The following is a 17,773-nucleotide window of genomic DNA, read 5'->3' as shown; positions in this document are numbered from 1 at the left end:
ACCAACCGTAGACCAATTAGGACCAGGCGCTTAACGTACGAGGTGTCGCACACCCGGCTGGTGGAACTCGCGCCCCTGGTCCTGGCCGCGGCGGACGAGGGCGACGCCGTGGCCCGCGCGCTGGTGGACCGGATGGCCGCCGAGGTCGTCGCCTTCGTCACGGCCACGACAGAGCGGCTCGGCTGCGATCTGGACTCCGTACCGCTGGTCCTGGGCGGCGGCCTGCTGCGGACGCGGTGCGCCCAGCTCCGCAACGGAATCCGGGACTCCCTGCACGCGGCGCACTCCGATCCGCGCATCGTCGTACCCGGCACCCCGCCCATCGTGGGGGCCCTGGCCCTCGCCCTGGACGAGGCGTCAGCGCGTACGCCGGGGGACGCGCGCGAGGTGCCACTGGAGCCGCTGGCCGCTCAGGTCGCCGACCTGCTGGGCTGACCGGGCCGCCCCGTCAGGGGCACGTCCCCGGGACGGGACGGCCGCCGGGTGCCCGTGCCACGAACACGCGCGGGGTACGGAACGAACACGCGCGAGGCACGTCGTCTCCCTCCGGCTCCCTCCGCGAGGGCGGCGGTCAGCTCGACGGGGACGGAGTGCCCCGTTCCGCGCAGGGCCTCACCGGCCGTCTTCAGGAGCCATGCGGCCAGGTCGGCGGTCCACTCGGCATCGATAGGACCGCCCGTTCCGGATGTGGCCGGAAAGGGCGGGTGCTTCCGGGAGCCTGGAGGGTGGGGGAGCCGACGACTGACCGTTCGTGATCAAATAGCGCCGTAATGGCCCGGTGACTGATCGCAGCCGGTCGTTGCGAAGTCCCGTACAGGCGAGCAGACCTGACGCGCGTGCGGTACCGCACGCGCGCGAGCGGCCTGTCGAGCGATCCCTCTTCCCCTCCCGGCTGATCGAGGAGTTCCCCGCCGTGACACCACAGATGCCGTCCGAACCGAGACCGCTAGACGCGACGAAGGCGTCCTCACCCGTGAGGATCTCCGGCCCTCGTGCGGGCGGAGTGGCCCGGGGTGTGCTGGCCACCCTGTGCAGCCTGCTGTTCCTGGGTGCGCTGCTGACCACGACCAGCTCTCCCGCTCGGGCGGCGGAGCCCGACACGCAGTCGCTCGCGACCTGGAACATGCAGGCGGGCAGCGACCGTTGGGCGGGCGCGGCGACCCTCGCCACCTGGCAGTCGGTGGTCGCCCTCCAGGAGGTCCCGCTCCAGGCGCCCGCCGGGGCCCTGCCGATACCCAGCACCGACGGGGTCGAGCACTACCGGTGGACCGTCTCCCGGGACGAGGTCCGCTACCTGTACATCCTGCGCACCGGCACGCGGGACCTGGGCATGATCACCTCGTGGGAGGCCGACAACGCCCTGGTCCTGCCCGGTGTGTACCGCCCCGCGCTGGCCCTGGTCAACGAGGAGGACGACACCGTCTACGCCTCCGTCCACGCGGCCTCCGGCGGCGGGAACGACGCGGGTTCGCTGATCCGCCTGGTGGCGGACGCCGCGTACGACAACGTCAACAGCAACTGGGTGGTCATGGGCGACTTCAACCGTGACCCGGCCGCCCTGGCCGCCCTGAACCCGCCGGGCGGGACCCTGATCTACAACAGCGGTCAGGCCACGCAGCAGAGCGGCGGTGAACTCGACTACATGGTCTCCAACGTGCGGACCGACAACTGGCAGGCCACCGTCGGCGGCAACCGGGGCAGCGACCACTGGCCGGTGCACTTCAACAGCCTGCGCGCGGCGGGGGCCCCGGCCGAGCTGACCATCCACCCCGACAACGCCGACAACCGGGTACTGGACGTCTACAACGAGGAGACCGCCAACGGTACCCATGTGGTCACCTACTCCCCGACCGGTGGCGCCAACCAGCGCTGGCAACTGATCCCGGTCGACTACAACTCCTCGCGCGGCCGCGTCGTCTACCACATCGCCAGTGTCTCCAGTGGGAGGTGCCTCGACGTCAACAACGGCCAGAGCTCGAAGGCCGGTGACTGGCTCGGTGTCTGGGACTGCCAGAACGGCCCCGCCGGCAGCCACCACGACACCGGTGACTTCACCCTGGAGCACCCGGTGGCCAACCAGCCCAATCTGACCATGTTGCGCGACAACACGACCGGTCTGATCGCCAACATCTACGAGAACCAGACCGGCGACGGCGCCTGGGTCATCCAGTGGCCCGCCCCCATCAACCCCGGGCCGCCGCCGGCCAACGAGACGTTCTACCTCCACCCGGCCGTCGCCTGACCGTACGCCTCGGGCCCCTGCCGGCGCGGAGAGCGGTCCGTGCCGGCCAGGGTTCCCGGTGGCTCGGCGGCGGGCGTGAGCGGACCGGACCCGCCGCCCACGGCCGTACCGCCGCCCCCGTTCAGCGCACGCGCACCGTCACCACGTCGGAGGCGCCCAGGCGCACGGGCTTCTGATAGTGCTTGCCGGCCAGGCCGTACAGCACCGCGCGGAACCTCAGGTCGCCGCCCCGCGCGGACGTGCCCTGTGCGGTGACCCGCGCCTCGCCCCTGGCCGGAGTACCGCACCTCTCCTGGTGCCAGCCCTGGCCGAAGCCGTTCTCCTCCAGGCACAGTTGGTGCGGGTAGCCGACGCGGTCGTCGTCGGCGTGCGCCTTGACGGTGATGGTCTTGCCGACCCGGGCGGTGTGCGGCGCGCCGATCTCCACCGCGCTCGCGGCGGACGCGGGCACGGAGGACAGCACCAGCGCACCGGTGGCCGGCGCCAGCGCGCCAGCCACCGTCGTCCGGCCGCCGCGCGCGTTCGTCCCACGGGGACAGCCGACGGCCCGCTGATCGGTGGCGCCGGCGCGAGGTCAGGCCGGTGCGGTACCGCGCCAGAGCCCGGCACCGGCGGCGAAGACGATCCGCTCGATCATGCCGGGGGCGCAGTCCACCGCCGTCATCTGGCAGCCGCGTCCGAGCGCGGCAGCGGTCAGGGCGCCCCGCGAGCGCAGCAGAACACCTGACCACGGGTGACGTGTGGGCAGCGCGGGCGAGTGCGGCAGGACTGGGAGCCGGAAGACCTGACCGGGGTCTGGACGCTGCTCGAAGACGACATGAAGAAGGTGCGGAACAAGTCCGGGGCGACCCGGTTGGGCTTCGCGCTGTTGCTCAAGTTCTTCGAGGTGGAGGCCCGGTTCCCGAAGTCCGCCAAGGAGATGCCCGCGGCGGCGGTGGAGTACGTGGCTCAGCAGGTGAAGGTTGGCGCTGCGGCGTGTGCGGACTACGACTGGCAGGGCGACCGGATCAAGCGGCACCGCAAGGAGATCCACGAGGGGTTGCAGGTGGTGGAGAACGGGAACAGCGCGAACAAGGACCTCTTCTACGGCAAGGACGGCGACCCGGCCGGTGCGGACAAGGAATCCCAGGAGGTCAGCATGCTCGCGCCGCACCTGCTCCAGTCCGCGCTGGTGCACGTCGACACGCTGCTGACGCAGGAGGTCCCGGCAGATGCGAAGTGGGCGGACAAGCCCACCGACGCGGACCGCCGGGCGCTTTCCCCGCTGTTCTGGACCCAGGTGAATCGGTACGGGCGGTTCGAGCTGGACATGAACAGTCGTCTCGATCCGGACCTGTCCATCAGGGCAACGGTGCCCGGCCCGCGCACCACTCAGGACGAGGCGGCTGGAGTCTCCGCGTGAGACCCGGAGCCGTGGGGTGGAGCGGGTGAAGACGACGCCTCATCGGGGCCCCCGTGACAAGCCGGACCGAGCACCCTGGTGTGGGGTCCGCAGTCCGTCGATCAGCAGGGCGACCATGCGGTGGTTGTACTCGGGGCCCTCACCGGGTACGGGCATGCACAGGTTGGCGACGGCATACAGCAGGTCCCGGGCGCCGACGTCGGCGCGCACGGTTCCGTCGGCTGCGGCTGCGCTGAGCAGTGCCTTGAGGACAGGGCCGACCTTGTCCATGAAGTAACGGGACAGCGCTTCGTAGGCCGGATCGCCCGAGTGCAGGGCCGGGACCAGTCCTCGTTTGGTGCCCAGGAGTTCGGTGTACTGCCGCAGCCACTGGGAGAGCGCCTCCGCGGGCTCATGGGTGTTGCTGAGCTGCGCTCCTGTTGCCGCCAGGGCGTCGATCCCGCTTTCCACCACGGCCTTGACCAGATCTGAGCGCAGGGGGAAGTGCCGGTAGAGCGTTCCAACGCCGAGTCCGGCGAGGTCGGTGATCTCTTTTGCGGGTGCGTCGACGCCAGTCGTCCCGAAGACTGTCTTCGCGGCCTCGACAAGCGCGTCGATATTGCGCTGTGCGTCCGCACGCCTGCGGCGTGGCGGCCCTGGCGTCTCAGTCATGTTCCCTCCGTTTGCATAACCGGAAAAGTTTTCCGTATAGTTCCGGAAAGAGTTTCCGTTTAACTGGAGCGTAGAGCATCCCACAGCCCCGCTCTTCCCACACCCCCAGGAGGAAGCCGTGGAGTACCGCACTCTGGGCCGCACCGGCATCAAGGTCAGCCCGTACGCGCTCGGCACCCTGATGTACGCCACCCGCATGGGCAACGAGCCCGCGGAGTCGGCTCGCATCATCCACAAAGCACTGGACGCCGGCATCAACTTCCTCGACACCGCCGACACCTACGGCGACTCCGAGGAAGTCGTCGGCCACGCCCTCAAGGGGCGCCGCGACGATGTCGTACTGGCGACCAAGTTCGGCCTGCCGATGGGTGAGAACCCCAACCACCGGGGCACCTCCCGCCGCTGGATCATGACCGAGGTCGAGAACTCTCTGCGGCGTCTGCAAACGGACTACATCGACGTCTACCAGATCCAGCGCCTCGACCCCACGACGGACATCGAGGAGACCCTCTCCGCGCTCACGGACCTGATCCGCAGCGGAAAGGTCCGCGCAATCGGCTCCTCCACCACCCCCGCCTCCGACATCGTCGAGGCCCAGTGGGTCGCAGAGCGCCGGAACCTGGAGCGCTTCCACACCGAGCAGCCGCCCTACTCCCTGCTCAACCGCGGCATCGAGCGCGAGGTCCTGCCCGTCGCCCAGCGCTACAACATGGGCGTCATGGCCTGGGGGCCGCTCGCGCAGGGCATGCTCACCGGCCGGGTACGCAAGAACCAGGAGAACACCCTGAGCCGCGCGGGCTTCTTCAGGCACCTCAACGACGAGCGTCGCATCGACGTCATCGAACAGCTCATCCCCCTCGCCGAGGAAGCGGGCATGCCCATGACCCACCTCGCCATGGCCTTCACCATCGCCCACCCCGCCGTCACCAGCGCCCTCGCCGGAGCACGCACCATGACGCACCTGGACGACCTCCTCGCCGGCCTCGATGTCCGCCTCAGCGACGACCTCCTGGACCGGATCGACGAGATCGTCCCGCCCGGCACCGACGTAGGCGCCCTCGACCAGGACTACCTGCCGCCCGCCATCCAGGACGCGAACCTGCGCCGCCGTCCCGTCGGCGAACGTGCGGCCGCCTGACCACCCGCACCGCCCGGTACCAGACCACCGGAGAACGGGGCCGGGGGCAAAGAGGCTGTTCTCATAAACGCCCCTTTCCCAGAGCAAGATCAAGAACGGCCCGCCAGAACCCTGCTGATCTCCGATCAGTTCTCATGACGAGTTCTCACTCAAACGCGGGATGAACCTTCTTCTGAGACTTGTGTTGTGCGCGAACCCGAGGCCGTGACGGGCACTCAGGACCCCTCGCCGAGCGACGCGGACGATCAGCACCCGGGTGCGGGTGCGTCCAGAGTTCGCGCAGGCGCTGCGGACGGCGCGGGAGGTCAAGGCGCACGCCCCGCACGGCCGGGTGATCCTGACGGTGTACGAGATGAAGCGGCTGGGACGGGATGCCGCCGAGCTGACCGCGCTCGCCGACCACCTCACGGCGCACGGCCTGGTCCTGGAGATGCCCGCCGGTCCCCTGCCCGGGATCTACGACCCCACCGGGCCGGGGAAGCCGCTGTTCGCCTTCTTCGCGGCGATGGCGGAGACCGAGCGGGAGAACATCCGGGAGTCGACGCTGGAGGGGCTCGACACCGAGGCCCGCAAGGGCAAGCACGGCGGCCGGCCGCCGGTCATCACCGACGACATGCTGCACACCGTGCTGCGCCGGAGGGCGGACGGCGAGTCCGTCGAGCAGATCCGGCCCGGCCTGATCATCCCCACCGGCAAGCGCGAGGGGCAGAGTCCCTCGGTGGCCAGTGTCTACCGGGCGCTCGTTGAGCACGCCAAGCGCGAGGCATACCCGGAGGCCGTCGAGGCGGCGCACGCCGACTTCGCCACCCTTCAACAGCGTGACCACAGCCCAGAGTGGTTACTCAGCGCTACACGCCACCTGGCCGTAGCCGTACGAGAACAGGGCCGCCTCGCACCGGCGCGCTCCCGCCGTCCGTGGTGCCCGTCCGCTCCCGCGCTCTCCCCCGCCCGCCCTGTGGCACCCCCCACCGCCGCCGCCCTCCCCTCCGTGCCCGGCGCGCGGGAGAATAGACGGCATGTCCGTACCCGTCCCGAACCCCGAGCCCGCCCCCGGGCACGCCGCTCCCGCCGCCGACACCCCGACCCTCGGCAGCGTGCTGGCCGCGGGCGCCGGAGAGGCCGTCGAGGTGGTGTCCGCGCCGGGCGGGCCGGGGGTGCCGGTGCGCGGGGTCGGGCTGTACGACCCCGGGGAGACCTTCGCGGCCCGCGATCACGTCCTGGTCGCGGTCGGGGTCGACGCCTCCTCCGCGGACGCCGCCGGGGTGCTCCAGGCCGCCGCGCAGGCGGGGGCCGCCGCGCTCGTCGTACGGCGCGGGGCGGCCGGGCCCGCGCAGCGGCTGCTCGACGTGGCGCGGGTCGTGCCGACCGCCCTGCTGACCCGGGCGCCCTGGGTCGAGTGGACGGAGCTGCTGGGGCTGCTGCGCGCGGGCCTCGCGTACGGCGGCGGGCCGGGGGCGGCCGGGCCGGCGACGGACGTGGCGCTCGGGGACCTGCCCGCGCTCGCCAACGTCTTCGCGGCGCTGGTCGGCGGGGCCGTCACGATCGAGGACCCGGAGTCGCGGGTACTGGCCTTCTCGCGGTCCGAGAACGGGGCGGACCCGCTGCGCCGCCTGACGATCCTGGGGCAGCAGGTGCCGCGCTGGCGGCTCGCCGAGCTGACCGCGAGCGGTTTCCTGCGCACCCTGTGGACCACCGACGACGTCGTGCACCGGCCCGCCGAGGAGCGGTTCCCCGAGCGGCTCGCCGTCGCCGTACGCGCGGGTGAGGAGGTGCTCGGCTCGATCTGGGTCGCGGCCGACGGCGCCCCGCTCGGGGACGGCGCCCGGCAGGCGCTGCGCGAGGCGGCGCGGACCGCCGCGCCGCACCTCCTGCACCACCGGCTGCGCAGCCGTACCGGGTCGACGCGGCGCGGGCAGGCGGTGCGCGCGCTGCTCGACGGGACCCCCGACGTGGCCTCGGCCGCCGCGACGCTCGGGCTCGCCCCGCGCACCCCGTGCGCCGTGCTCAGCGTCCTGGCCGTCCCGGACGAGGGGGCGGCGGGCGCCGATCCCGGCCGCGCGCTGCACCTCGCGGCGCTCCAGGCCACCGCGCACCATCCGGCGGGCTTCGCGCTGCGCGACGGGGACCGGCTCGACGTCCTGCTCCCGCTGCCCGGCCCCGGCGACGCGGCAAAGGCCGACGGCCCGGACCGGCACCGGACCGCCGCGCTCCAGGCGCGGCGGCTGGGCGGGGAACTCGCCGCCGCGGTACGCGGCGCCGGGTTCCGCCCGCTCGTCGCCGTCGGCGCCGTACGGGAGGCGCTGGAGGAGGCCGCCGACTCCTGCCGCGCCGCCCACCTCGTCCTGCGGGTGCTGCGCGAGCGGCACCCGGCGGGCGGAGCGGAGCGGACCGCGGTGGTCGCCGAGGAGGCCGACGTGCGGTCCGCGCTCGACGCGCTGCGGGTCGTGGACGCCGTCTCCGCGCTGTCCCCGGCCGTCGACGGACCGGTGCGGGAACTGCTCGCGCACGACGCGGCGCACCGCACGGACCTCGCGGGCACCCTCGCCGCGTACCTCGACCGGTTCGGTGACGTCCCGGCCACCGCGCGGCTGCTGGGCGTGCATCCCAACACCTTGCGCTACCGGCTGCGGCGGCTGTCCGACCTGTTCGGCCTCGACCTCACCGATCCGGACACCCGGCTGCTCGCCGATCTCGGGTTGCGCGCCGCCGGACTGCTCCCGCCGCACGCGGCGGACTGAGACCGCTCGGCCGCCGCGCGGGGCGGACTGAGACCGCTCGGCGGCCCGGTTCGTCCGTCCGGACAACGGAACCCGTCTTCTCTCGTACGGGCGCACCACGTCCCGCCGTACCGGCCGCGCTCCTTGTCCTCCCGCACCACGGGCGGGGGCCCGGGTTCGGCCCGCGCGCCGCAGACGGGGGGCTGCGTGGCCCTGCACAGTGGTGCCCCGTACGGCGCGCGGACGACGCCGTCACCCCACTGCTGGTCCCACGGGGGACCGACGAGGAGGCACCGCGATGGTTCTCGACTCCACGCCGAGCGGGCAGGGCCACGCGCCGGGCGGGCAGCGTCCCCCGGTGGCCGGACACGATTCCCTGACCCGCAGGCACGCGGCGGTACGGGCGGCGGCCCACGCGGGGCTGGTCGGTCCCGGCGCCCCGGTGGCGGGGCTGCTGGACGTCGCGGGCATCCGGGCCGCCGCGCGCGAGCTGCGCGCCGCCTTCGCGGGGGACGCGCCCGTTCTGCACACCTTCGCGGTCAAGGCGGCCTCGCTCGTGCCCGTCCTGGAGCTGCTGAACGAGGAGGGCGTGGGCTGCGAGGTCGCGAGCCCCGGGGAGCTGGAGCTGGCCCGCGCCGCCGGGGTGCCCGCCTCCCGTACGGTCCTCGACTCGCCCGCCAAGACCGTCGGGGAGCTGCGGGACGCGCTCGCGACCGGTGTCGCGGTCAACGCGGACAACGCGCAGGAACTCGCCCGGATCGACGCGCTGGTGAGAGAGCGGGCCGGGGCCGGGCGGGAGCCGGGCGCCCCGCTCGGCATGCGGATCAACCCGCAGGTCGGCACCGGCACGATCGGCGCGATGTCGACGGCGACCGCGACGTCGAAGTTCGGCGTCGCGCTGCGCGACGAGGGCGCCGAGGAGTGGATCGTCGACTCCTTCCTGGACCGGCCCTGGCTGACCCGGCTGCACACCCACACCGGTTCCCAGGGCGTGCCGCTGGAGCTGATGGCCGAGTCGGTGCGCGTCGTGTACGCGCTGGCCGAGCGGATCAACCGGGAGGCGGGGCGTCAGCAGGTCGACACGATCGACATCGGCGGCGGGCTGCCGGTGAACTTCGCGGGCGAGGAGACCGCCCCGTCCTTCTCGGCGTACGCGGACCTGCTGCGCGCGACCGTGCCGGGGCTGTTCGACGGGCGGTACACGATCGTCACCGAGTTCGGGCGCTCCCTGCTCGCGAAGCAGGGCTTCGTCGCGGCCCTCGTCGAGTACACGAAGACCTCGGGGGGCCGCCGGATCGCGGTCGGTCACGCGGGGGCGCAGGTCGCGACCCGTACGGTGTTCGCGCCCGAGTCCTGGCCGCTGCGGGTCGCCGCGTTCGACGCGCACGGCGAGCCGAAGACGGGGCCCGCGCTGGTGCAGGACGTCGCGGGGCCCTGCTGCTTCGCGGGGGATCTGGTGGCGCGCGGGCGCTCGCTGCCCGAGCTGGAGCCCGGGGACCTCGTCGCGCTGTGGGACACCGGCGCCTACTACTTCTCGACGCCCTTCGGCTACAACAGCCTGCCCCGGCCCGCCGTGCACGGCTACTGGACGGACGAGGAGAGCGGGCAGGTTCGTTTCGCGCTGGTGCGTCCGGCGCAGAGTCTCGCCGAGGTGCTCGCGGAGAGCGGTGTGGGGCAGCGCGGCGCGCTGACCGGCGCCGGGGAGGGCCCCGGCCCGCTGGGCGAGGTCCGTTCCCGGCCCATCCGCGTGCACACGGCCTCTACCGCCCGGTAGGCTGCCCCGGGTTTCGGAGTGACTCATTCCGTTTCCCCTGTCGCCCCGGGTCCCGCCCACCGCCCCACGCGGCGGCGGAACCCCGCCCCCCACCTCCCCCACGGAGAACGACCAGCCCGTCCCCGCACCGCCCCGCCCCCCTCTTCGGCCGGTTCCCGCGCCCCGTACGGCGCGGGGCCGGTGTGCCCCGCGGCACCAGCGGCGGCGTGTGCCCTGAGCACCGCAGTACGGAGATTCCCCCATGAAGCACTCAGTCCCCGAGGAAACGGTGGTGCCGGCTGCCCAGCCGTCCACCACCCGCGCCGCTGGGCCGGTGAGCGAGGACGGCTACTCCTCCGGCCTGCGGCGGCGACAGGTCCAGATGATCGCGGTGGGCGGCGCGATCGGCACCGGACTCTTCCTCGGCGCGGGTGAGCGGCTGCACTCGGCCGGCCCCTCCCTCGTGGTCGTGTTCGCGGTCACCGGCCTGTTCGCGTTCTTCATCGCCCGCGCGATGGGCGAGCTGGTCATGCACCGGCCGACCTCGGGCTCCTTCGTTTCGTACTCCCGTGAGCTGCTCGGCGGGGAGAAGGCCGCGTTCCTCGCGGGCTGGATCTACTTCCTGCACTGGGTGTGCAGCGGGATCGCGGAGATCACGGCCGTCGCCGTGTACCTGCACTACTGGAGCGCGCTGCGGGACATCCCGCAGTGGACGCTCGCGCTGTTCGCGCTGCTCGTCGTGCTGGGCGCGAACCTCGTCTCGGTGCGCTGGTTCGGCGAGTTCGAGTTCTGGTTCGCGATCATCAAGGTCGCCGCGATCGTCGCCTTCCTCGCGGTCGGCTGCTGGCTGCTCGCCAGCCGCCACCCGGTCGAGGGGCAGGCCGGCGGCCCGCAGCTGATCACCGACCACGGCGGGATGCTGCCGCACGGTTTCCTCGCGGCGGTCGTCATCACCCAGGGCGTGGTGTTCTCGTACGCGGCGATCGAGATGGTCGGCATCACCGCCGGGGAGACCGAGAACCCGCGCGAGGTCATCCCGAAGGCCATCAACTCGGTGTCCTGGCGGATCATCGTGTTCTACGTGTGCTCGGTGCTGCTGCTGGTCCTGCTGCTGCCGTGGACCGCGTACAGCGGCAGCGAGTCGCCGTTCGTGACGCTGATGGGCAAGGTCGGCATCCCCGGCGCCGGCCAGATCATGAACTTCGTGGTGCTGACGGCCGCGCTGTCCTCGTGCAACTCGGGCCTGTACTCGACGGGCCGTACGCTGCGCTCGATGGGCCTGGCGGGTTCGGCGCCGCGCTTCACGACGCGGATGAACAAGCGGCACGTGCCCTTCGGCGGCATCCTGCTGACCGCCTCCTGCTACGTGCTGGGCATCGTGCTCAACTACGTCGTCCCGGACCGCGCCTTCTCGATCGTGCTCAACTTCTCCGCGATCACCATGATCGCGACCTGGGCGATGATCATGCTGTGCCAGCTCGCCCTGCGCCGCCGCGTCCGGGACGGCCGTGCCGTCAGCGGCGGCTTCCGGCTGCCGGGCACGCCCTTCACCTCGTATCTGACGCTCGCCTTCCTGCTGCTCGTCGTGGTGCTCATGGCCTGCGACGGGGACATCGGTACGTGGACGGTGTCCTGCGTCCCGCTCATCGCGCTCGGGCTGTGGGGCGGCTGGTACCTCGTACGCGGCCGGGTCGCGGCGGTGGCCGAGGAGCGGCGGGTCGCGGCCGCCTCCGCTCCCGCCCCGCCCGGCGAGGTCCCCGGGCAGCGCGGCGACGCGCGGGGCTGAGGGCCCGCCCGGCACGTGAACCAGGCCGCCCCGCGGGTGGTCCAGGGCCTTCGCCGGGTTCTCGGCGAGCGCTGCGGCCGAGCCGGCACACTCCCGGGCGGGTCTTCGGACAGCGGACGGGCCACCGGGGCGCCCCGCGAGGCGGCACTCCCCCTCTTCTCCCGGCGCGCGACGCCGGTCCGGGCGGCGGCCGCGGGCGCACGCGACACGGGTCCTGGGGTGCCGGCGCGTGCGGTGCGGGCCGGCACCCCAGGACCCGGTGAGCGCGGGACGGCACGGTGCGAAGGGCCTGGTCCACCGGGTCCAGGGGCGCGGCGCCCGACGTGTCCTCGGGACGCGGCACGCCGGAGCGCACGGGGGCGCACCGGCCCGTTCCGCTCCCGGCGCGGCGCGGGCGGCATACGCTTGCCGCCGGGCGGCAACCCGGGCCGCGACGAGGTGAGGGGGGACCCGGTGGAGGAGCGGTCGGACACGGGGACGCGGAACTTGCTGGCCGAAGGGGCCGTCGTGCACGGGAACGTGTTCCAGGCCGCCCGCATCGAGATCGAGCGCTTCGAGGTGCCGCCCCCCGCCACCCCGCCCCCGCCGGTTCCGTGGGGCTGCCCGGCGCCGCTGCCCGGCTTCGAGAACCGGGTACGCGAACTGGCCCGGCTGAAGCGGCTGTCCCCCGGCCGCGGGCACATCGCCCTGTCGGGGCCGGGCGGGGTCGGGAAGACGCAGTTGCTCGCGCGGTTCGCGGATCTGCACGCCGATTCCTTCCCCGACGGCATTCTCTACGCGGACCTGGACGCGGACCGCCGCGACGGCGCCGCGAACGTGGGCGCGGTGCTCGGGGACTTCCTCGGCGAGCTGGGGGTGCGCGGCGAGCAGGTGCCCGCCTCGGACGCGGCCCGCGCGGCCCGGCTGCGGTCGCTGTTGCGGCAGCGGCGCTCCGTCGTCTTCCTGGACAACGTGCGGCACGCCCCCGAGGCGCGTCCCTTCCTCGAACTGGGCACCCAGGTCTTCGTGATCAGCCGCCGCGAACTGCGGGCGCTGCGGCTGGACGGGGCGGACCTGATCACCGTCGACCCGCTGGACGAACGGGCGGGCACGGCCCTGCTGCGCCGGTGGGACGAGCGGGCCGACGAGGACACCGCGCGGCGGCTGGTGCGGCTGTGCGGCGGGCTCCCGCTCGCGCTGCGGCTGGTGGCACAGCGCCTGCTGGACGCGGATCACCGTCCCCTGGAGGACCTCGTGGCGGAACTGGAGGGCGCCGAGGCGGGCGCGGACGCCGTACTCGACCGGGTGGTGGCCGAGTTCGCCCCCGCGAGCGCCGATCTGTACCTGCGGCTGGGCTGCTCCCCGTGCGACGCGTTCACCCGGGCCACGGCCACCGCGAGCGGGGCCCCGAACGCGGCGGCGGGCCTGCGGGACCTGCTCGTGGGGCATCTCGCCACGGCGACGGCCCCGGCGGCGCGCGCGGACGGCACGCGGGGCACGGACGGCGGGGAGCCGGACGCCGGGGAGGAGGGGGCGGGGACGGGGGACCCGGACGGTCCCCGGTACCGCCTGCACGACGTGGTGCGCGCGCACGCGCGGGCCTGGGCCCGGGAACGGGCCGGGACCGGACTGCGCGCCGAAGTGGCCGACGGGCTGCTGGACTTCTACGTGGAGCGCGCGGCGCACGCCGACCGGATGGTGCTCGGCCCCCGCAGGCTGCGTCTCCAGCCGCCGCCCACCGGCCCGCAGCCCTTCACCGGCGCGGCCCCGGCCCTCGCGTGGCTCGACGCCGAGCGCGCCAACCTCCTCGCGGTGGTGCGCGAGGCGGCGGCCCGCGGGCGGTACGAGCAGGTGTGGTGGCTGTGCGAGTCGCTGTGGGCGCTCTACCACAGCCTCAAGCACTACAGCGACTGGATCGAGGCGCACCGGCTCGGCGTGGTGGCCGCGCAGCACCTCGCGCGCCCCGACGTCGAGGTGCGGATGCGCAATCAGCTCGCCCGCGCGCATCTGGACCTGGGCGAGTTCGAGGAGGCGCGGGTGGAGCTGGAGCGCGCCGAGCCGGTCCTTCCCCTGGTCGCCGACGCCCAGGTGCGGGCCGTCGTATGGGAGTCGCAGGCGCTGCTGCACGGGGCGCGCGGGCGGCACGCGGAGGCGGTGGAGCTGCTGCGCCTGGCGCTGGCCGCCAACGAGGGCGATCCACGCGGCGAACTCGTGCAGCGCAACCAGCTCGCGGCGGCCCTGACCCGGGCGGGACGGCCCGCGGAGGCGCTGGAGACCCTGGCGGGGGCGGCGCTCGCCGCCCAGGCGCAGGGCGAGCGGGCGCTGCTGATGCGGCTGCGCCTGACCGAGGCCACCACGTACCGCGCGCTCGGCGAGGCGGAGCGGGCGCTCACGTACGCACTGGAGGCCAGGGCCCTCGCCTCCGCCCTGGAACAACGCGCCAAGCTCGATCAGGTCCTCGGTTTCCTCGCCGAACTCGCCGAGGAGGTGTCCGACCCGGAACTGCTCGACAGCTGCCGCTCCGCGCTGGGCCGGTCACGCGGTCCGTCGGTGGACGGGACGGCGGTGGACGGGACGGCGGTGGACGGGACGGCGGTCGGCGCGACCGGCGCGGAGAGCACGGACGGCGCGGGCGGCGCGGAGAGCACGGACGGCGCGGGCGGCGCGGAGAGCACGGAGAGCACGGGCGGCGCCGACGGCACGAACGCCTCTGGCAGGGGGCCCGCGTGACCGGGCCCGGTGCGGCCCGTCGGGGATTGGCGGGCGGTGACCGGCGCGTGCGCCCGCCCGCCGCGCGCTCCAGCTGAGTACGATTCCACGCGCCCCTGTCCACCGCCCTCCGGGGCCGATCGTCCTCCTGGGATTCCCGCTCCATGGCCCTGGTCTCCTCCCTCCTCCGCGGTGCGCGGCGTACCGCCTCGCCGCGCTGGGACACGTGGCCCGCCCCGCGCGCCCGGGTGCTGGGGATCGCGCGGACGCTGACCTCGGCGACCCGGCTCATGGACGTCCTGACGCTGCTGGACCCGGCGGACGGTATCGAGGTGACCTGCGCGGTCAACCCCGGTTCGGCCTTCGCCGACGGGCTGCCCGCGTACTTCGCCGAGCTGGGGGTGCCCGTACTGCCGTGGGAGGAGGCGGTGCGGCGCCGCTGGGATCTCGCGCTGGCCTGTGCCGTGCACCCGTCGATGCGCGGGGTGCGCGGGCCGCTGATGGTGCTGCCGCACGGCGCGGGCTACAACCGGCTGGTGCGCGAGAGCACGGGTGACGGGGGATCGCCCGCGGGGCTGTCCCGCCGCGAGCTGACCCACCGGGGCCACGTGGTCCCGGCGGCCATCGGGGTCTCGCACGAGGAGCAGTTGCGGCGGCTGGCCCGCTCCTGCCCCCCGGCCGCGGGGCGGGCCCTGGTGGTCGGTGACTGGTGCTTCGACCGGGTCCGGGCGAGCCTGCCGCTGCGCGACGCCTTCCGGGAACGGCTCGGGGTCGGCTCGCGCCGGCTGGTCGTCCTGCACTCGACGTGGGGCGCGCACTCGCTGCTGGGCCGCTGCCCCGCACTGCCCCGCCGGCTGCTGTCGGCGCTGCCCGTCGACGAGTACGCGGTGGCCGCCGTGCTGCACCCCAACGTGTGGGCGCGGCAGGGCAGGTACGCCGTGTTCCGGCGCCTCGCCGACGAGGTGGACGCGGGCCTGACACTGATCCCGCCGGACGAGGGCTGGCGGGCCACGATCATCGCCGGGGACGTCGTGGTGGGCGACCACGGCAGTACGAGTTTCTACGGCTCCGCGCTGGACCGCGTGACGCTGCTCGCGGCGACCGGGGCCGGGGAACTCGACCCGGCCTCCCCCGCCTTCGCCTTCGGCGGGACGGCGCCCCGCCTCGACCCGGAGGGCGACCTGCACGCCCAGATCACGACGGCCTTCGACCGTTTCACGTCGGACGGGCGCACGGCGGACGGCCCGGGGCACGCGGCGGACGCCCCGGACCGCACGAGCGCCCCGGACCGCACGGCCGGCCCGGAGCACGCGGGCGGCCCGGAGCACGCGGACGGTGGCCCGCGTGCGGCGCTGCGCGCGGTGGCGGCCTCGCAGCTCGGCGCGCCGGGCGAGGCGGGGACGCTGTTGCGGCGCCGCATGTACGCCTTCCTCGCGCCGCGCGGCATCCCCGCCCCCACCGCGCCGCCCGAGCCGCGCCCGGTCCCGCCGCCCCCGGAACTCCCGCGCCGGCAGCCGGTGGCGTACGCGGTGACGGGCGGGGTCCTGCCCGGGGGCACGGTGACGGTGCGCAGGTTCCCGGTGCTCGGCGACCCGCGCGACGCGGCGGACGGCTTCTTCGCCGTGACCGACCTGGACCGGCACCGGCTGCGTCCGCGCAGCGCCGAGGTCATGGCGCGGACCGTGCTGGAGGGCGAGCTCTCGCCCGCGGCCTGGCTCGCGGCGAAGGCGGCCGCGTACCCGCACCTGCACGTCCTGGTGGCCCGGCTGGACCGCGACCGCTGCCTGGTACGGCTGCGGGGCGGCTCGCTCCTGGAGGCGCGGGCCGTACGGCGCTGGGGCGAGCCGGTGCCCGCGCTCGACCCGGTCCTGCTGGGCGCGGCCGTCAACCTGTCCTGGCTGTACGGCACTTCGCGGGACCCCGAGCCGGACCCGTCCCCCCGGCTGCTGGCCGAGGGCCTGCGGGTGCGGTGCCAAGGTCCACAGGACGAGGACGGTCCCGGCCCCCGTACGTCCGTCGCGTTCACGGCCCCGCCGGAGGAGAGCCGGGACGAGGTCTGACGCCGGGCCACCGGGCCAAGGCCCGTCGCGCGGCCCGGTGTGCGCCGGTGGCGTCGCGCGGCGACGGCCCGCACGGGCGGCGGACGCCTCGCTCCGGCTCGTCGGGAGGACCGGAGCTCACGGGAGGACCGGGGCTCACGAGTACAGGTCCGTCCGGGCTGATCGAGGCGGTCGCGCGCGCGGGACGGCGGGCGAGGGCGCGCCCTCGACCGAGCGGACCGACGCCGTGGTCGACGCCCTGTCCGGCACGGTGGCGCGGTCCGGTGCGCTCGCTCGGGCGCTGAAGGCGGCCCGCACCGTCACCCTCCTCGGGGTTCGGCGCCTTCCGGTACGAGATCGGGCGGGGCGGCCCTGCGACGGAGCCGGACGCTGAAGAAGTCCCCGCCCGGCGAGGCCGGCTGCGGCGGAGCCGTCCCGGCCGCCCCGCCGCACCGGCTCAGGGTTTGCGCGCCACCCCCGCGTAGCAGGCCGCCTCCCTCGCGCTCACCTCGCCGAACGAGGAGAAGCTGTCGTCCCTCTCCGGGCGCCACTCGTGGCTCGGCACCAGGCCGGGGTCGAGGAGGTCCCAGCCGTCGAAGAGAGCGGCGATCTCCTCGCGGCCGCGGGCCTTGCCGGGGGTGCCGGAGGCGGCGTACGCCTCGGTGAGGCGGGCGATGCCCTCGGGGTCGAACTCGGGGGTGACGTGGCTGATCGCGAGCGTACTGCCGGGCGCGAGCGCCGACTTGAGGTGTTCGACCAGCGCGTACGCCTCTTTGTCCTCGGGCACGAAGTGCAGCAGCGCGTTGAGGCTCAGCGCGACGGGCCGCTCCAGGTCCAGGGTGGCGAGCAGTCCGGGGGCGGCGAGCAGTCCCGCCGGGTCGGTGGCCTCCGCCTGGACGTAGGCGGTACGGCCCTGCGGGGTGCTGTGCAGCAGAGCGCGCGCGTGGGCCAGCACGATCGGGTCGTTGTCGCTGTAGACGACGCGGGCGGCGGGCCGTTCCGCCTGCGCGACCTCGTGCAGGTTCGGGGAGGTCGGGATGCCGGTGCCGATGTCGAGGAACTGTTCCAGCCCCGAACGGGCGAGCAGGCGCACCGAGCGGTGCATGAAGCTCCGGTTGATCCTGGCGGTCGCGAGGATCGAGGGGAAGGCGGACATCGCGCGCCCGGCGCCCTCCCGGTCGGCCGGGAAGTTGGTCGTCCCGCCGAGGTAGTAGTCGTACATGCGGGCGGAGTGCGCCCGGTCCAGTTCGAGGTCGACTGCGTGGTTCTCCGGGTAGTTCTCCGGCAATTGAGGCCCCTCCCTCACCCGTACGGCCTAGGCTGATCGCTCACAGTCTGCCCACGGACACGTCCCGTC

General features: G+C 74.2%; 13 protein-coding genes and 1 pseudogene. 10 read left to right on the top strand and 4 right to left on the bottom strand.

Features of this window, described 5'->3' with window-relative positions; genetic code table 11:
- The first annotated feature begins 42 nt into the window (after window positions 1–42).
- Window positions 43–435, top strand: a complete 393-nt coding sequence (locus tag ACFYMP_RS14305; RefSeq protein WP_388855887.1) for a hypothetical protein — start codon at window positions 43–45, stop codon at window positions 433–435.
- 538 nt (window positions 436–973) lie between these two features.
- Complete coding sequence (locus ACFYMP_RS14300; protein WP_388855884.1) at window positions 974–2,242, top strand: RICIN domain-containing protein; 1,269 nt, start codon at window positions 974–976, stop codon at window positions 2,240–2,242.
- Between the two features lie 121 nt (window positions 2,243–2,363).
- Here the strand turns inward: ACFYMP_RS14300 and ACFYMP_RS14295 are convergent, their stop codons facing one another.
- The gene (locus ACFYMP_RS14295; protein WP_388855881.1) at window positions 2,364–2,741 is read right to left on the bottom strand and encodes a hypothetical protein; all 378 of its coding nucleotides are present in this window, start codon (window positions 2,739–2,741) and stop codon (window positions 2,364–2,366) included.
- Between the two features lie 258 nt (window positions 2,742–2,999).
- Between ACFYMP_RS14295 and ACFYMP_RS14290 the strand changes: the two genes are divergently transcribed.
- Window positions 3,000–3,644, top strand: coding sequence for a Tn3 family transposase (locus ACFYMP_RS14290; RefSeq protein WP_388855878.1), 645 nt, complete (start codon window positions 3,000–3,002; stop codon window positions 3,642–3,644).
- Window positions 3,645–3,683: 39 nt separating this feature from the next.
- Here the strand turns inward: ACFYMP_RS14290 and ACFYMP_RS14285 are convergent, their stop codons facing one another.
- A complete protein-coding gene (locus ACFYMP_RS14285) occupies window positions 3,684–4,295 on the bottom strand; it encodes a TetR/AcrR family transcriptional regulator (protein WP_388855875.1) in 612 nt (203 codons plus the stop codon).
- Window positions 4,296–4,413: 118 nt separating this feature from the next.
- On the opposite strand from ACFYMP_RS14285, the gene ACFYMP_RS14280 reads away from it, so the two are divergent.
- Window positions 4,414–5,433, top strand: a complete 1,020-nt coding sequence (locus ACFYMP_RS14280; RefSeq protein ID WP_388855871.1) for an aldo/keto reductase — start codon at window positions 4,414–4,416, stop codon at window positions 5,431–5,433.
- A 256-nt stretch (window positions 5,434–5,689) separates the two neighbouring features.
- Window positions 5,690–5,953, top strand: a pseudogene (locus tag ACFYMP_RS14275) (recombinase family protein); the annotation flags it as partial.
- On the opposite strand, the gene ACFYMP_RS14270 reads toward ACFYMP_RS14275, so the two are convergent.
- A complete protein-coding gene (locus ACFYMP_RS14270) occupies window positions 5,890–6,048 on the bottom strand; it encodes a hypothetical protein (protein ID WP_388855868.1) in 159 nt (52 codons plus the stop codon). The pseudogene ACFYMP_RS14275 and the gene ACFYMP_RS14270 overlap by 64 nt on opposite strands.
- 401 nt (window positions 6,049–6,449) lie before the next feature.
- On the opposite strand from ACFYMP_RS14270, the gene ACFYMP_RS14265 reads away from it, so the two are divergent.
- The 5 genes from ACFYMP_RS14265 to ACFYMP_RS14245 all read left to right on the top strand — a co-directional run bounded on the left by ACFYMP_RS14265 (window position 6,450) and on the right by ACFYMP_RS14245 (window position 16,437).
- A complete protein-coding gene (locus ACFYMP_RS14265; protein ID WP_388855864.1) occupies window positions 6,450–8,171 on the top strand; it encodes a PucR family transcriptional regulator in 1,722 nt (573 codons plus the stop codon).
- A 277-nt stretch (window positions 8,172–8,448) separates the two neighbouring features.
- Window positions 8,449–9,924 (top strand): diaminopimelate decarboxylase, encoded by a 1,476-nt coding sequence (locus ACFYMP_RS14260; RefSeq protein WP_388855861.1) that lies wholly within the window; start codon window positions 8,449–8,451, stop codon window positions 9,922–9,924.
- A 241-nt stretch (window positions 9,925–10,165) separates the two neighbouring features.
- A complete protein-coding gene (locus ACFYMP_RS14255) occupies window positions 10,166–11,689 on the top strand; it encodes an amino acid permease (protein WP_388855858.1) in 1,524 nt (507 codons plus the stop codon).
- A gap of 507 nt (window positions 11,690–12,196) precedes the next feature.
- On the top strand, window positions 12,197–14,398 hold the full coding sequence (locus tag ACFYMP_RS14250; protein ID WP_388855855.1) for an NB-ARC domain-containing protein: 2,202 nt from the start codon (window positions 12,197–12,199) through the stop codon (window positions 14,396–14,398).
- A 143-nt stretch (window positions 14,399–14,541) separates the two neighbouring features.
- Window positions 14,542–16,437, top strand: coding sequence for a hypothetical protein (locus ACFYMP_RS14245; protein WP_388855852.1), 1,896 nt, complete (start codon window positions 14,542–14,544; stop codon window positions 16,435–16,437).
- A 436-nt stretch (window positions 16,438–16,873) separates the two neighbouring features.
- On the opposite strand, the gene ACFYMP_RS14240 is transcribed toward ACFYMP_RS14245, so the two are convergent.
- Window positions 16,874–17,638, bottom strand: a complete 765-nt coding sequence (locus tag ACFYMP_RS14240; protein WP_388856074.1) for an SAM-dependent methyltransferase — start codon at window positions 17,636–17,638, stop codon at window positions 16,874–16,876.
- Window positions 17,639–17,773 lie beyond the last annotated feature (135 nt).

This window comes from Streptomyces sp. NPDC007088, assembly GCF_042869355.1.
Classification (GTDB): domain Bacteria; phylum Actinomycetota; class Actinomycetes; order Streptomycetales; family Streptomycetaceae; genus Streptomyces.
The sequence above is the reverse complement of the archived record's forward strand: the minus strand, read 5'-3'. Positions and strand labels throughout refer to the sequence as shown.

What these genes read in the sequence shown, in the direction of transcription:
- ACFYMP_RS14285 (WP_388855875.1), bottom strand. Translation starts at nt 4,295, where the DNA reads ATGACTGAGACGCCAGGGCCGCCACGCCGCAGGCGTGCGGACGCACAG.
- ACFYMP_RS14270 (WP_388855868.1), bottom strand. Translation starts at nt 6,048, where the DNA reads ATGTCGTCGGTGATGACCGGCGGCCGGCCGCCGTGCTTGCCCTTGCGG.
- ACFYMP_RS14265 (WP_388855864.1), top strand. Translation starts at nt 6,450, where the DNA reads ATGTCCGTACCCGTCCCGAACCCCGAGCCCGCCCCCGGGCACGCCGCT.
- ACFYMP_RS14260 (WP_388855861.1), top strand. Translation starts at nt 8,449, where the DNA reads ATGGTTCTCGACTCCACGCCGAGCGGGCAGGGCCACGCGCCGGGCGGG.
- ACFYMP_RS14255 (WP_388855858.1), top strand. Translation starts at nt 10,166, where the DNA reads ATGAAGCACTCAGTCCCCGAGGAAACGGTGGTGCCGGCTGCCCAGCCG.
- ACFYMP_RS14245 (WP_388855852.1), top strand. Translation starts at nt 14,542, where the DNA reads ATGGCCCTGGTCTCCTCCCTCCTCCGCGGTGCGCGGCGTACCGCCTCG.
- ACFYMP_RS14240 (WP_388856074.1), bottom strand. Translation starts at nt 17,638, where the DNA reads ATGTACGACTACTACCTCGGCGGGACGACCAACTTCCCGGCCGACCGG.